9 protein-coding genes are annotated in these 15,361 nt (G+C 68.2%); 4 read left to right on the top strand and 5 right to left on the bottom strand.

Annotation, left to right across the window (positions count from 1 at the left end):
• The first annotated feature begins 184 nt into the window (after positions 1-184).
• From WS92_RS27205 to WS92_RS27220, 4 genes are all read left to right on the top strand, one after another.
• Positions 185-1,951, top strand: a complete 1,767-nt coding sequence (locus WS92_RS27205; RefSeq protein WP_015601742.1) for an ABC transporter ATP-binding protein/permease — start codon at positions 185-187, stop codon at positions 1,949-1,951.
• Positions 1,948-2,718: an SDR family NAD(P)-dependent oxidoreductase gene (locus WS92_RS27210; RefSeq protein WP_059929049.1), complete on the top strand. Its 771-nt coding sequence runs from the start codon at positions 1,948-1,950 to the stop codon at positions 2,716-2,718. Before WS92_RS27205 ends, WS92_RS27210 begins: the two co-directional genes overlap by 4 nt.
• 238 nt (positions 2,719-2,956) lie before the next feature.
• The gene (locus WS92_RS27215) at positions 2,957-4,219 is read left to right on the top strand and encodes an MFS transporter (protein ID WP_059929051.1); all 1,263 of its coding nucleotides are present in this window, start codon (positions 2,957-2,959) and stop codon (positions 4,217-4,219) included.
• 22 nt (positions 4,220-4,241) lie between these two features.
• Positions 4,242-5,567 (top strand): D-amino acid dehydrogenase, encoded by a 1,326-nt coding sequence (locus WS92_RS27220; protein ID WP_059929054.1) that lies wholly within the window; start codon positions 4,242-4,244, stop codon positions 5,565-5,567.
• Positions 5,568-5,695: 128 nt separating this feature from the next.
• Here WS92_RS27220 and thpR read toward each other — a convergent pair whose 3' ends face one another.
• The 5 genes from thpR to WS92_RS27245 form a co-directional block, all read right to left on the bottom strand.
• On the bottom strand, positions 5,696-6,256 hold the full coding sequence (thpR, locus tag WS92_RS27225; RefSeq protein WP_059929057.1) for an RNA 2',3'-cyclic phosphodiesterase: 561 nt from the start codon (positions 6,254-6,256) through the stop codon (positions 5,696-5,698).
• Positions 6,253-7,764: an alanine/glycine:cation symporter family protein gene (locus WS92_RS27230; RefSeq protein WP_059929060.1), complete on the bottom strand. Its 1,512-nt coding sequence runs from the start codon at positions 7,762-7,764 to the stop codon at positions 6,253-6,255. The genes thpR and WS92_RS27230 overlap by 4 nt, the downstream gene beginning before the upstream one ends.
• A 258-nt stretch (positions 7,765-8,022) precedes the next feature.
• On the bottom strand, positions 8,023-9,489 hold the full coding sequence (locus tag WS92_RS27235) for a glutamate synthase subunit beta (protein ID WP_059929064.1): 1,467 nt from the start codon (positions 9,487-9,489) through the stop codon (positions 8,023-8,025).
• A 94-nt stretch (positions 9,490-9,583) separates the two neighbouring features.
• On the bottom strand, positions 9,584-14,284 hold the full coding sequence (locus WS92_RS27240; RefSeq protein ID WP_015601337.1) for a glutamate synthase-related protein: 4,701 nt from the start codon (positions 14,282-14,284) through the stop codon (positions 9,584-9,586).
• Positions 14,285-14,575: 291 nt separating this feature from the next.
• Entirely contained in the window at positions 14,576-15,289 is a 714-nt protein-coding gene (locus WS92_RS27245) for a transposase (RefSeq protein ID WP_004196743.1), read from the bottom strand.
• Positions 15,290-15,361 lie beyond the last annotated feature (72 nt).

Raw genomic sequence — 15,361 nt, forward strand, 5'->3', positions numbered from 1 at the left:
CTGGAACCGGCGCATGGGCGACATCGTCGCCGCGCGCCGAGCCAGTGCCGTTTCCGGCGTTAAGCGCCGTTTAAGGCATGCTCGCCAGAATCCGCGGCACGCATGCCGCGCGCGGCGCCGAACGCACGCGCCGGGCGCGGCGCGCGCGTTGGCCCGGCGTTGCCGGCCTCATATCAGGAAGCTCATGACTCAATCGATGCAAGCCCTCGCCCTCGTCCCGGACGACCCGACGCAATCCCGATCCCCGGTCTCCACGTGGAGCCTCATCAAGCCCTACTGGGTCTCCGAGGAATGGAAGGTCGCGTGGGGACTGCTCGTCACGATCGTCGCGATCAACCTCACGCTCGTGTGGATCAACGTGCGGATCAACTCGTGGAGCGCGTCGTTCTACAACGCGCTGCAATCGAAGGACGTGCGCGACTTCCCGAGCCTGCTGATGACGTTCGCCGTGCTCGCGTTCGCGTTCATCATCCTCGCGGTGTACAGCCTGTATCTGCGGCAGATGCTCGGCTTCCGCTGGCGGCAGTGGCTCACGACGCGCTTCCTGAACGAATGGCTCGGCGATCGCAACTTCTACCGGATCGAGCGCGACCGGCTCGCCGACAACCCCGACCAGCGGATCGCGGATGACTTGCAGTCGCTCGCGTCGACGACGCTGTCGCTGTCGCTCGACCTGCTGTCGACGGTCGTCACGCTGATCTCGTTCGCGACGATCCTCTGGTCGATCGCCGGCGCGGCGACGATCTCGCTCGGCGGCCACGCGATCACGATCCCCGGCTACATGGTGTGGGTCGCGATGATCTACGCGATCGCGGGCTCGTACGTGATGCACCGCTTCGGCCATCCGCTCGTGTCGATCAACTACCAGCAGCAGCGCGTCGAGGCGGACTTCCGCTTCAGCCTGATCCGCATCCGCGAGAACGCCGAGCAGATCGCGTTCTACAACGGCGAGCCCGTCGAGACCTCGCACGAGCAGAACCTGTTCCAGCGTATCCGCGAAAACTGGTGGCGCGTGATGCGCTACACGAAGCGGCTCACGTTCGTGCTGAACTTCTATGCGCAGCTCGCGAGCCTCTTTCCGATCGCGGTCGCCGCGCCGCGCTACTTCGCGGGCGCGTTCACGTTCGGCGTGCTGATCCAGATCAGCCGCGCGTTCGGCACCGTCAGCGATTCGTTCTCGTGGTTCATCAACAGTTACGGCACGCTCGCCGAGTGGCGCGCGACCGTCAACCGTCTGCGCGAGTTCAAGCGCGTGATGGGCGCGTCGCATCTGAAGGAATCGATGTCGCCCGCGACCGAGCGCGGCGGCATCAACCTGCACTACGTCGACGCGCAGCAGATCACGACGTCGGGCCTGAAGCTCGCGCTGCCGAACGGCGCGGCGCTCGCGTCGATCGGCGACGTCGCGATCGAGCCCGGCTCGCGCTGGCTCGTGCGCGGGCCGTCCGGCTCCGGCAAGAGCACGCTGATGCGCGCGCTCGCGGGCCTCTGGCCGTTCGGCGACGGCGCGATCGACGCGCCCGTCGCCGCGCGGATGATGTTCGTTCCGCAGCAGAGCTATTTGCCGATCGGCACGCTGAAGGCGGCGCTCGCGTATCCGTCGGCCGTCGACGCGTTCAGCGACGACGCATGCCGCGACGCGTTGCGCGCGTGCGGTCTCGCCGACTACGCCGAGCGGCTCGGCGAGACGGGCCACTGGACGCGCACCCTGTCGCCCGGCGAGCAGCAGCGCCTCGCGGGCGCGCGCGTGCTGCTGCACAAGCCCGACTACCTGTTCCTCGACGAGGCGACGAGCGCGCTCGACGCGGACAACGAGGCGCGCCTCTACCGGCTCTTCGACGAACGGCTGCCGAAGGCGGCGATCGTCAGCATCGCGCATCGCGAATCGGTCGCGTCGTTCCATCAGCAGACGCTCGACGTGCGCCGCGACGAAGCGCGCGTGGCCGCATGAGCGCCGCGCACGCGCGGGTCGCGCTGATCACGGGCGCGGGCTCGGGGATCGGCGCGGCGCTCGCAGCGAGGCTCGCCGCACCCGGCGTCGCGCTGATGCTGCACGCGCGCGGCGCTGACGAAGCCGCGCGCGAGCGGCTCGCCGCCGTCGCCGACCGATGCCGCGCGGCGGGCGCCGCATGCGCGACGTTCGCCGCGGATCTCGCCTGTGCCGGCGCGGCTACGCGGCTCGTCGGCGCGACGCTCGACGCGTTCGGCGCGCTCGATCACGTTGCCGCGAATGCGGGCTACGCGGTGCGTCAGCCGCTCGCGGGCCTTGCGCCCGATGCGCTCGCCGCGTCGTTCGCGGCGATGCCGGGCGCGTTCGCGGCGCTCGTGGACGCCGCGCGGCCGGCGCTCGTTCGATCGTCTCGCGCGCGGATCGTCGCGGTCAGCTCGTTCGTCGCGCACCGCTATCGCGCCGACATGCCGTTCGCGGCGACAGCCGCCGCGAAGGCCGCGCTCGAATCGCTCGTGAAGACGGCGGCCGCCGAGCTCGCGCCGCGGCACGTGACGGTCAACGCGGTCGCCCCCGGCTACACGCGCAAGGACCGCGGGCCGAGCGAGGCAAACGCGGCCGCGTGGCGGCGCGCGAACGAGGCGACGCCGCTCGGCCGCATCGCGGAGCCGGACGACGTTGCCGCGCTGATCGCGTTTCTGCTCTCCGACGAAGCGCGCCACGTCACCGGGCAGGTGATTCACGTCGACGGCGGGCTGACGCTCGGTTGACGCCCGGCCGAACGCGCCGGCCGATTGACGAAATGGTTCGTACGGCCGCTTCGGCTTCGGCATTCCACACGCGACGCGTCCCCAACCGCGCGCCGCAACCGCATCGCGATGCGCGGCGCGCGTCCGATGCCGCGGCCGCTCCGATCACATTTTTTTCCGCCGTCGCCGCGCTCGTACAATAGCCCGCATCGCGCGCGACGAACGCGCGACGACGACGAAAGCGAGAGGAGCGGCGCGCATGCAGGCATTCCAGTGGTTTCACGAGCTGTCGGCGCGCGAGCGGCGCACGCTCTACGCGGGCTTCGGCGGCTATGCCGTCGACGCGTTCGACTTCATGATCTACTCGTTCCTGATTCCGTCGCTGATCGCCGCGTGGGGGATGTCGAAAAGCGAAGCGGGCATGATCGCGACGAGCTCGCTGATCTCGTCCGCGGTGGGCGGCTGGCTCGCCGGCATCCTCGCCGACCGCTACGGCCGCGTGCGCGTGCTGCAATGGACGATCGCGACGTTCGCGCTGTTCACGTTTCTGTCCGGCTTCACGCATTCGTTCTGGCAACTGCTCGCCACGCGCACGCTGCAAGGCTTCGGCTTCGGCGGCGAATGGTCGGTCGTCACGATCATGATGGCCGAGACGATCCGCTCGCCCGAGCATCGCGCGAAGGCGGTCGGCACCGTGCAGAGCAGTTGGTCGTTCGGCTGGGCGGCGGCCGCCGTGCTGTACTGGGCGTTCTTCGCGCTGCTGCCCGAGCCGCACGCGTGGCGCGCGTGCTTCTGGATCGGCATCGTCCCCGCGCTGTGGATTCTCTACATCCGCCGCAACGTGAGCGACCCCGACATCTACGTCGCCGCCCGCCGCGCGCGCGAGCGCGGCGTCGACCGCGCGCACTTCCTGCAGATCTTCGATCGCGCGCACCTGAAGACGACGCTCTTCGGCAGCGCGCTCTGCACCGGCATGCTCGGCGGCTACTACGCGATCACGACCTGGCTGCCGACCTATCTGAAGACGGTCCGGCATCTATCCGTATTCAACACGAGCGGCTATCTGATCGTGCTGATCGCCGGTTCGTTCTGCGGCTATCTGGTCGGCGCGCTCCTGTCCGACCGGATCGGGCGGCGCGCATCGTTCGCGCTGTTCGCGGTCGGCTCGTTCACGCTCGGCATGGCGTACACGATGCTGCCGATCACCGATGCCGCGATGCTGCTGCTCGGCTTTCCGCTCGGCATCGTCGTGCAGGGCATCTTCGCGGGCATCGGCGCATACTTGTCGGAGCTGTATCCGGGCGCGATCCGAGGCTCGGGCCAGGGCTTCTGCTACAACCTCGGCCGCGGGATCGGCTCGTTCTTTCCGATTCTCGTCGGCTCGCTGTCGCAATCGATGTCGCTCGTGAAGGCGATCGGCCTCGTCGCGGGCGGCGGCTACCTGCTCGTGATCGTCGCGGCGCTCGCGCTGCCCGAGACGAGGGGCAAGTCGCTCGTCGAGCACGCCGGCGCCGCGCATTGAGCGCGCATCGCTTCGAACCGACATGCATACGATCGTTCTCGGCGCCGGCGTGATCGGCGTCGCCACCGCGTTCCACCTGCGCGAGGCGGGCTTCGACGTCACCGTGATCGAACGCGAGGCCGACGTCGCGCTCGCGACGAGCCGCGGCAACGCCGGCATCATCGCGCCCGGCTACGTGACGCCGTGGGCCGCGCCCGGCATGCCCGCGAAGATCCTCAAGTACCTGTTCGAGCCGGCGTCGCCGCTCGTGTTCCGGCCGACGCTCGACCCCGCGCAATGGCGCTGGATCGCGCGCTGGCTGCGCGAATGCGAGCTCGCGCGGTTCCGCGTGAACAAGCAGCGGATGCAGCGCGTCGCGTACTACAGCCGCAGTTGCCTGCACGCGTTCCGCAGCCGCCACCCGTTCGACTATGGCGCGAGCCAGGGCTATCTGCAGCTCTTTCGCAGCGCGTTCGACGTCGAGCTCGCGCAGCCCGCGCTCGCGGTGCTGCGCGACGCGGGAATCGCGCATCGCGAGGTGAGCGCCGACGAATGCGCGCGCATCGAGCCCGGCCTGCGCTGGGCGAACGTGCGGCCCGTCGGCGGGCTCCATCTGCCCGACGACGAAGCGGGCGACTGCGCGCGCTTCACGCGCCAGTTGCGCGCGATCTGCGAGGCGAACGGCGTGCGGTTCCGCTTCGGCACCGATGTACGCGCGCTGCAGATCGAGCGCGCTCGCGCGTGCGGCGTGACGATCGCCCGCGCGGACGCGTCGTCCCCGCAGCCGGGGCGGCGCGCGCACGAAGAGCTGCACAAAGAGCCGCACGAAGAGCGGCTCGCGGCGGACGCGATCGTCGTCGCGCTCGGCGTCGACAGCGCGGCGCTGCTCGCGCGTATGGGCATACGCGTGCCGCTCTATCCGGTCAAAGGCTATTCGGCGACGCTGCCGATCGCCGACGCCGAAAAAGCGCCGCGCGCCGCCTTGATGGACGAATCGCTGAAGACCGCGATCACGCGCTTCGGGCCGACGCTGCGCGTCGCGGGCACGGCCGAGCTCGGCGACCGCCGCGCGACGCTGCGTGCGCAGGCGCTGCGCACGCTGATGAAGGTGCTCGACGACTGGTTCCCGCATGCGGCGCGCGCCGCCGACGCGCAGTTCTGGGTCGGCCGCCGGCCGATGACGCCGGACGGCGCGCCGCTGCTCGGCCCGTCCGGCATCGACGGCTTGTGGCTGAACGTCGGCCACGGCTCGACCGGTTGGGCGATGTCGATGGGATCGGGGAAGGTGGTGGCGGATCTCGTCGCCGGGCGCGAGCCGGAGATCGATCTCGACGGACTGACGCTCGCGCGGTACGGCAGCGGGCGGTAGGCGCACGGCGTGCGCGATGGGCGCGTGTCGCCGAATGGGCCGCCGATGAAGCCGCGATGCGCGGGCTCGACGATGCCGCAGCCGCGTCGTACGCAGTAAGCAATCCGCCCGCGTGGCTCGGGCGGCGCTTACTTCGGCAGCGCCGCTGCCGCGAGCACCCGATGCTCGGCGCCCATACGCGTGAGGACGCTCTCGTAGAGCGTGAGCGTTTCGAACCGCAACGCGAGCGGCGTGCGGCGCTCGGCGCCGTTCGCGCCGTCGATCGTCACGCGATGCGCGTCGCGAGGAAACCGCGCGATCGTCACATGCGGCCTGAACGCGCGGCTGTCGGGCGGCAGGCCGAGCGCGCGCAGCGCGCCGCCCACCCGCTCGCCGAGCGCAAGCAATGGCGGCTGCGGCGCGAGCTCCGCGACGACGAGCCGCGCATGCGCGGTGCTCGGCCAGCAGACGACGCGCTCGACATCGGCGGGCGGCACCGCGCCGGCCGCCGCAAGCTCGGCGATGCGCGCGCCGAGCTGCGCGCTCTTCGTCCGCTCGATCGCGCCGAGGAACGCGATCGTCACGTGCAGTTGGTCGCGCGGCGTGCGCCGCGCGCCGGCGGCGACGGGCAGCGCGGCAAGCGCGTCGCGCGACGCCCGATCGAGCGTCAGCGCGACGAAGCAGCGCAACCGGTCGCTCGCCATCGTCATCGCGCGGAGCCGGCCGTCCCCGCGGCCCGAGCCGCGTCGACGCCCGAAGCGCGCCCCGCCGCGAGCCTGTCGCCTTGCGGCAGCGGCCCGTGCTCGCCCCACACGTCGTCCGGGAGCACCTTCGCGAGCGCGGGAATCGTCCTGCGGGTGAACACCGGATCGGCCACGCCCGCCGCGCGCTGACGCTGGTAATCGCACCACGCGGCGAGCGCGTACTTGCCGAGCATCAGAATCGCGATCAGGTTGATGAGCGCCATCAGCCCCATGCTGGTATCGGCCATCGCCCACACGAGCGGCAGTTGCCCGACGCTGCCGAACATCACCATCCCGAGCACCGCGAGCCGGAACACGAAGAGCGCGCCGCGCCGGCTCGTGACGAATCCGACGTTGCCTTCCGCATACGCGTAGTTGCCGATCACCGAAGAAAACGCGAGGAAAAAGATCGCCACCGCCATGTAGATGCCTCCCCAGTCGCCGACGTGGCTCGAAATCGCGCGCTGCGTGAGCGCCGCGCCTTCCATCGACGTGCCCGGCTCGTACTGCCCCGACAACAGGATCACGAACGCGGTCGCGCTGCAGATCACGATCGTGTCGACGAACACGCCGAGCATCTGGATCAGCCCCTGCGTGACCGGATGCCGCGTGCTCGCGGTCGCGGCCGCGTTCGGCGCGCTGCCCATCCCGGCCTCGTTCGAGAACAGGCCCCGCTTCACGCCGATCGACACCGCCTGGCTCACCGCGTAGCCGGTCAGGCCGCCCGCCGCCTGCTCGAGGCCGAACGCGCTCTTCACGATCAGCGCGATCATGTCCGGCACGAGCGCGATGTGCGTCGCGACCGCGTAGCCCGCGAGCGCGAGATAGCCGATCGCCATCACGGGCACGATCACCTGCGCGACGTGCGCGATCCGGCGAATCCCGCCGAAAATGATCGGCGCCGTCAGCGCGACGAGCGCGAACCCGACCGCGGCGCGGCTCACGCCGAACGACGTGTTGAATGCCTCGGCGATCGCGTTCGCCTGCACCGCGTTGAACACGAAGCCGAACACGAGGATCAGCGACAGCGAGAACAGCACGCCGAAGCCGCGCGAGCGCAACCCGATCTGGATGTAGTACGCGGGACCGCCGCGATACGTGCCGTCATGATGCGACACCTTGAAGATTTGCGCGAGCGTCGCCTCGACGAACGCGGACGACATCCCGACGAGCGCCGTCGCCCACATCCAGAAGATCGCGCCTGGGCCGCCCACCGTCATCGCGACCGCGACGCCCGCGATGTTGCCCGTGCCGACGCGACTCGCGAGCCCGGTCGCGAACGCCTGGAACGACGAGATGCTGCCAGGTTCGCCCTTGCTGCCGACGAGGCGCATGCTGAGAAACAGCGCGCGCAACTGGATCATCCTGAAGCGCAGCGTGAACCACGCGCCGGCGCCGAGCAGCAGCGCGATCAGCACGTAATTCCAGAGAATGGCGTTGATCCCGTCGATCATCGCGTGCGCAAAGCCTTCCATCCATCATCTCCTGATTTAGGGTCGAATTATGTATTGATTCCGGTCACGGCCGGCCAAGGGCCGACATGATATGACAGGTTGCACCGATTCTTACAAAATGAAATTTTTTGGGAGAAAAATGAAAGGATGCCGCCGAGGGCGACGCGTGCCGCACGATGCTCGCGATGCGCGTCGCGGCAAAGCGTCCGCGCACAAAAAAACCGGGCGCCCGCAGGACGCCCGGTTCGTCGAAACGACGTTCTGGCGAATGCCGCCCGCTCAGCGCGGCAACTCCGAGCTGCCCATCAGGTACGCGTCGACCGAGCGCGCGCACTGGCGGCCTTCGCGGATCGCCCAGACGACAAGCGACTGGCCGCGGCGCATGTCGCCCGCCGCGAACACCTTGTCGGCCGACGTGTAGTACGCGCGATCGCCCTCGGTGCCCGCACGCGCGTTGCCGCGCGCGTCCTTCGCGACGCCGAACGCGTCGAGCACGGGCGCGGCCGGCTGCGTGAAGCCCATCGCGAGCAGCACGAGATCGGCCTTGATCTCGAACTCCGAATCCGGCACTTCCTGCATCTTGCCGTCGACCCACGCGACGCGCACCGCGATCAGCTTCTCGACCTTGCCGTTCCTGCCTTCGAAACGCTTCGTCGCAACCGCCCAGTCGCGCTCGCAGCCTTCCTCATGCGACGACGACGTGCGCAGCCTGATCGGCCAGTACGGCCACACGAGCGGCTTGTTCTCCGCCTCGGGCGGCTGCGGCAGCAGCTCGAACTGCGTGACGTGCTTCGCGCAGTGACGGTTCGACGTGCCGACGCAGTCCGAGCCCGTGTCGCCGCCGCCGATCACGACGACGTGCTTGCCCTTCGCGAGCAGTTGATCGGCCACCTTGTCGCCCGCGTTCACGCGGTTCTGCTGCGGCAGGAACTCCATCGCGAAATGGATGCCGGCGAGCTCGCGGCCCGGCACCGGCAAATCGCGCGGCGTCTCCGAGCCGCCCGCGATCACGACCGCGTCGAATTCGTCCTTCAGCGTCTCGGGCGAAATCGTCTCCTTCGCCATGTTGCCGATCGTCTCGGGCAGCGGATCGCGGCCGATGAACACGCTCGTGCGGAACGTCACGCCTTCCGCTTCCATCTGGCGCATCCGGCGGTCGATCAGCCACTTCTCGAGCTTGAAGTCGGGAATCCCGTAGCGCAGCAGGCCGCCGATCCGGTCGTTCTTCTCGAACACCGTCACGTCGTGGCCCGCGCGCGCGAGCTGCTGCGCGGCGGCGAGGCCCGCGGGGCCGGAGCCTACCACCGCGACCTTCTTGCCCGTCTTGTGCGCGGCGGGCTGCGGCGCGACCCAGCCTTGCGCCCACGCCTTGTCGATGATCGCGTGCTCGATCGACTTGATGCCGACCGGATCGTCGTTGATCCCGAGCGTGCACGCCGCCTCGCACGGCGCCGGGCAGATGCGGCCCGTGAACTCGGGGAAGTTGTTCGTCGAGTGCAGCACGTCGATCGCCTGCCGCCAGTCCTGGCGATACACGAGATCGTTGAAGTCCGGAATGATGTTGTTGACGGGACAGCCGTTGTTGCAGAACGGAATGCCGCAATCCATGCAGCGCGCGCCCTGGATCTTCGCGTCCTCGTCGGCCAACGCCGCGACGAATTCCTTGTAGTGCTTCACGCGCGTGAGCGGCGCTTCGTACGCCTCGTGACGGCGCTCGTACTCCAGAAAACCGGTGATCTTGCCCATGAGGTTCTCTTCTGAATCTGTTGAATCGGGTAAGGGGGACCCGCGCCCGCCGCGTCGGACGGGCGCGTTCGCTATGTCGTCGAGCCGCGTTGCGTCAGGCGGCGAGCACCTCGCCCGCTTTCTTCGCGCCGATTTCGCCGAGCGCGCGCTTGTATTCGTGCGGGAACACCTTCACGAACTGGCGGCGCGCCGCATCCCAGTTCTCGAGCAGCGACTTCGCGCGCGGCGAGCCGGTGAACTGGAAGTGGCGCTCGACGAGCCCCTTGAGCAGCGCTTCGTCCGTCGCGCCGCCATGCCAGAGCGCGGGATCGACCGTGCGCTCCTGCTCGGCCTGCTGCAGCACAGGATCGAGCGCGACCATCGACTTGTTGCACTTCGCGGAGAACGTGCCTTCCGGGTCGTACACATACGCGAGCCCGCCCGACATGCCGGCCGCGAAGTTGCGGCCCGTCTCGCCGAGCACGACGACCGTGCCGCCCGTCATGTATTCGCAGCCGTGATCGCCCGTGCCCTCGACGACCGCCGTCGCCCCCGAGTTGCGCACGCAGAAGCGCTCGCCCGCGACGCCGCGGAAGAACGCCTCGCCTTCGAGCGCGCCGTACATCACCGTGTTGCCGCAGATGATGTTCTCCTCGGACTTGCCGCGGAAATCGTTGGTCGGGCGGATGATGATCCGGCCGCCCGACAGGCCCTTGCCGACGTAGTCGTTGCCGTCGCCGACGAGGTCGAGCGTCACGCCCTTCGCGAGGAACGCGCCGAAGCTCTGGCCCGCCGTGCCCTTCAACTGGATGTGGACCGCGTCGTCGGCCAGGCCGTCGTGGCCGTGCTTCTTCGCGATCGCGCCGGAGAGCATCGCGCCGACCGTGCGGTTCACGTTGCGCACCGGCTGGATGAACGACACGTGCTCGCCGCTCTCGATCGCGGCCTTCGCCTTCTCGATCAGCACGTGGTCGAGCGCGCGCTCGAGGCCGTGCTCCTGCGATTCGACGTGACGGTGCGCGATGCCCTCGCAGCCTTCCGGCTGGTAGAACACGCGCGAGAAGTCGAGGCCCTTCGCCTTCCAGTGCGCGACGCCGCGGCGCATGTCGAGCAGATCGGCGCGGCCGACGAGATCGTCGAACTTCGCGATGCCGAGCTGCGCCATGATCTCGCGCGCTTCCTCGGCGACGAAGAAGAAGTAGTTGACGACGTGCTCGGGCTGGCCCGAGAACTTCGCGCGCAGCACCGGGTCCTGCGTCGCGACGCCGACCGGGCACGTGTTCAGATGGCACTTGCGCATCATGATGCAGCCTTCGACGACGAGCGGCGCCGTCGCGAAGCCGAATTCGTCCGCGCCGAGCAGCGCGCCGATCACGATGTCGCGGCCCGTCTTCATCTGGCCGTCGGCCTGCACGCGGATGCGCCCGCGCAGGCGGTTCAGCACGAGCGTCTGCTGCGTCTCGGCGAGGCCGAGCTCCCACGGCGTGCCCGCGTGCTTGACCGACGACAGCGGCGATGCGCCCGTGCCGCCGTCGTGGCCCGCGATCACGACGTGATCGGCCTTCGCCTTCGCGACGCCCGCCGCGACCGTGCCGACGCCCACTTCCGACACGAGCTTCACCGAGATGCTCGCGGCCGGATTGACGTTCTTCAGGTCGTGGATCAGTTGCGCGAGATCCTCGATCGAGTAGATATCGTGGTGCGGCGGCGGCGAGATGAGGCCAACGCCCGGCACCGAGTAGCGCAGCTTGCCGATGTATTCGGACACCTTGTGGCCCGGCAACTGGCCGCCTTCGCCCGGCTTCGCGCCCTGCGCCATCTTGATCTGGATCTGGTCGGCCGACGCGAGATACTCGGCCGTCACGCCGAAGCGGCCCGACGCGACCTGCTTGATCTTCGAGCGCAGCGAATCGCCCTCCTTCAGCGGGATGTCGCGCACGATCTCGTCGCCGATCACCGACTTCAGCGTGTCGCCGACCTTGATCGGAATGCCGCGCAGCTCGTTGCGATAGCGGTTCTCGTCCTCGCCGCCTTCGCCCGTGTTCGACTTGCCGCCGATCCGGTTCATCGCGATCGCGAGCGTCGTGTGCGCCTCGGTGCTGATCGAGCCGAGCGACATCGCGCCCGTCGCGAAGCGCTTGACGATCTCCTTCGCCGGCTCGACTTCGTCGATCGGAATCGCCTTCATCGGATCGACCTTGAATTCGAACAGGCCGCGCAGCGTCATGTGGCGCTTCGTCTGATCGTTGATCAGGTGCGCATATTCCTTGTACGTCTGGTACGAGTTGCCGCGCGTCGCGTGCTGCAGCTTCGCGATCGAATCGGGCGTCCACATATGGTCTTCGCCACGCACGCGGAACGCATACTCGCCGCCCGCGTCGAGCATGTCGGCGAGGACAGGGTTGTCGCCGAACGCGTCGCGGTGCAGGCGGATCGCTTCCTCGGCCACTTCGAACAGGCCGATGCCGCCCACCTTCGACGCCGTGCCCTTGAAGTACTTCTCGACGAGATCGGTCGCGAGGCCGAGCGCCTCGAAGATCTGCGCGCCGGTGTACGACATGTACGTGGAGATGCCCATCTTCGACATCACCTTCTGCAGCCCCTTGCCGACCGCCTTCGTGAAGTTGTAGATCGCCTTCTCCGGCGACAGGTCGCCCGGCAGCCCCTGCGCCATCTTCGCGAGCGTTTCCATCGCCAGGTACGGATGCACGGCCTCCGCGCCGTAGCCGGCGAGCAGCGCGAAGTGGTGCGTCTCGCGCGCGGAGCCCGTCTCGACGACGAGGCCCGTGCTCGTGCGCAGGCCCTGCTGCACGAGGTGCGTGTGGATCGCCGACGTCGCGAGGAGCGCCGGGATCGCGACGTTCTCGGCGTCCGTCTTGCGGTCGGACACGATCAGGATGTTGTAGCCCGACTTCACCGCGTCGACGGCTTCCGCGCACAGCGAAGCGAGGCGCGCCTCGATGCCTTCCTTGTTCCAGGCGACCGGATAGCAGATGTTCAGCTCGTAGGCGCTGAACTTGCCGCCCGTGTAGCGATCGATCGAGCGGATCTTCGCGATGTCCTTGAAGTCGAGCACGGGCTGCGACACTTCGAGGCGCATCGGCGGGTTGATGTTGTTCGTGTCGAGCAGGTTCGGCTTCGGGCCGATGAACGACACGAGCGACATCACCATGTTCTCGCGGATCGGGTCGATCGGCGGGTTCGTGACCTGCGCGAACAGTTGCTTGAAGTAGTGATAGAGCGTCTTGTTCTTGTTCGACATGACGGCGAGCGGCGAATCGTTGCCCATCGAGCCGACCGCCTCCTCGCCCTGCTGCGCCATCGGCGCCATCAGGAACTTCAGGTCTTCCTGCGTATAGCCGAACGCCTGCTGGCGGTCGAGCAGCACGGCCGACGAGCGGCGCTCGGCGGCGACGTCCTCGTCCTCCGGCTCGATCTCGTCGAGCTTGATGCGCACCGCGTCAATCCAGCTCTTGTACGGCTTCGCGTTCGCGAGGTTGTCCTTCAGCTCCTTGTCGTCGATGATCCGGCCGTGCTCCATGTCGATCAGGAACATCTTGCCCGGCTGCAGACGCCACTTCTTGACGATCTTCGATTCGGGAATCGGCAGCACGCCGGCTTCCGACGCCATGATCACGAGATCGTCGTCGGTGATGACGTAGCGCGCCGGACGCAGACCGTTGCGGTCGAGCGTCGCGCCGATCTGGCGGCCGTCGGTGAACGCGATCGCGGCAGGGCCGTCCCACGGCTCCATCATCGCGGCGTGGTATTCGTAGAACGCGCGGCGGTTGTCGTCCATCAGCGTGTGCTGTTCCCACGCTTCGGGAATCATCATCATCACCGCGTGCACGAGCGGGTAGCCCGCCATCACGAGCAGTTCGAGGCAGTTGTCGAACGATGCGGTATCGGACTGGCCCGGATAGATCAGCGGCCACAGCTTCGGCAGGTCGTCGCCGAGCACGTGCGACGCGATCGCGCCGGTGCGCGCGTTCAGCCAGTTGACGTTGCCCTTGACCGTGTTGATTTCGCCGTTGTGCGCGATCATCCGGTACGGGTGCGCGAGCTCCCACGCGGGGAACGTGTTCGTCGAGAAGCGCTGGTGCACGAGCGCGAGCGCCGACACGACGCGCTCGTCCTGCAGATCGCGGTAGTACACGCCGACCTGGCCCGCGAGCAGCAGGCCCTTGTAGACGACCGTGCGCGCCGACATCGACGGCACGAAGTATTCCTTGCCGTGCTTGAGCTTGAGCGCCTGGATCCGGTGGCTCGCCGTCTTGCGGATCACGTAGAGCTTGCGCTCGAGCGCGTCCGTCACCATCACGTCCTTGCCGCGGCCGATGAAGATCTGGCGGATCACGGGCTCGCTCCCCTTCACCGTGGGGGAGATCGGCATCGCGTGGTCGACCGGCACGTCGCGCCAGCCGAGCACGACCTGGCCTTCCGCCTTCACCGTGCGCTCGAGCTCCTGCTCGCACGCGATCCGCGATGCGCTTTCCTTCGGCAGGAAGATCATCCCGACCCCATATTCGCCGGCGGGCGGCAGCGTCACGTCCTGCTTCGCCATCTCCTCGCGGTAGAACGCGTCCGGAATCTGGATCAGGATGCCCGCGCCGTCGCCCATCAGCGGATCGGCGCCGACCGCGCCGCGGTGATCGAGGTTCTCGAGAATCTTCAGACCCTGCTCGATGATTTCGTGGCTCTTCTTGCCCTTGATGTGAGCGACGAAGCCGACGCCGCAGGCGTCGTGCTCGTTTTGCGGGTCGTACAGACCTTGCGCGGCGGGAAGCGCGCTCTTCGGCTGCTGGTGGTCGATCATGGGGACACCGTCGGAAAGGGGGCCTCGCGGCCGTTGAAACCATTTGCTTGTTGCCCGTCGTCCCCCTTCGTGTGGATCGCGACGTGGCCGGCCGGGCAGGAGCGGGTGGGCCTGCGACTGCCGGAATTCGGAATATACGCGACGAATCAAGGGAATAGCAAATAAATCCCAATGGTCGAACCCCAATTACAAACTTGGTGCACGATCACTTCTTTTTATTGGGGCCGCATCAAAATGGAGCAAAAACAAGCGGCATCCCCGGATGCCGCCTCGCGTCCGCCGCCGGCGCGCTCACTGCTGGATGGGCGGCGTGTTCTCGCGCACCTTGCGGGGCCGCCCGCGCGGCAGCGGCGACACGCGCCGGTTCGCCGTGCGCGCCGCCCATTCGCGGTAGGTCTCGCCGCCCAGCACCCAGCCCTTCAGCGTCGCCTGCTGGAGCTGGTCGGCCTGGCGCTCGTCGAGCGGCTGCTCGCACAGCTCCTTGTACGCGCGCTGCCGCTCGAACGGCGTGTTGCCGAGCGCCCAGTAGAGCGGGTGGTCGGTGATCAGGCTGTCGACGGTGAGGCCGACGTGGTGCCGATAGCTCGACCAGCGGTACGCGTCCGCGCTCGTCACGAGCTGCGCGCGCACGGGGCTCATCTCGACGACGCGGCTCGCGAGCAGGAAATAGCGCTCGCCCTCGATGACGGTCGCGCGATAACGCCCTTCCCACAGCGTGCCGCGCCGCGAGTAGCGCCGGTTGAAATGCGCGACGTAGCGCCGGCCGACGGCCTGCATCGCCTTCGGCAGGCTCGCCTCGTCGCTCGGCGTCACGAGGAGCTGGACCTGGCGCGGCAGCAGCACGTATGCATGCACCGCCAGATGATGATCGCGCGCCGCCGCCTTCAGGCAGTCGATGAATAGTTCGTAATCCTGGTCGTCGACGAACGCCGGTTGCTGATCGAGGCCGCGTAAAATCACGTGCTGCGGCTGATCGGGAACGTAAAGTCGTGCTAGCCGTGCCATGCTGAATGTCCGTTTGATCGCGTTAGGAAATACCCGAAGGCCCGTACAAGTGCATCCGCGCCAAAGCCCGCC

This window comes from Burkholderia sp. MSMB1588, assembly GCF_001546925.1.
In the GTDB taxonomy this organism is placed as follows: domain Bacteria; phylum Pseudomonadota; class Gammaproteobacteria; order Burkholderiales; family Burkholderiaceae; genus Burkholderia; species Burkholderia humptydooensis.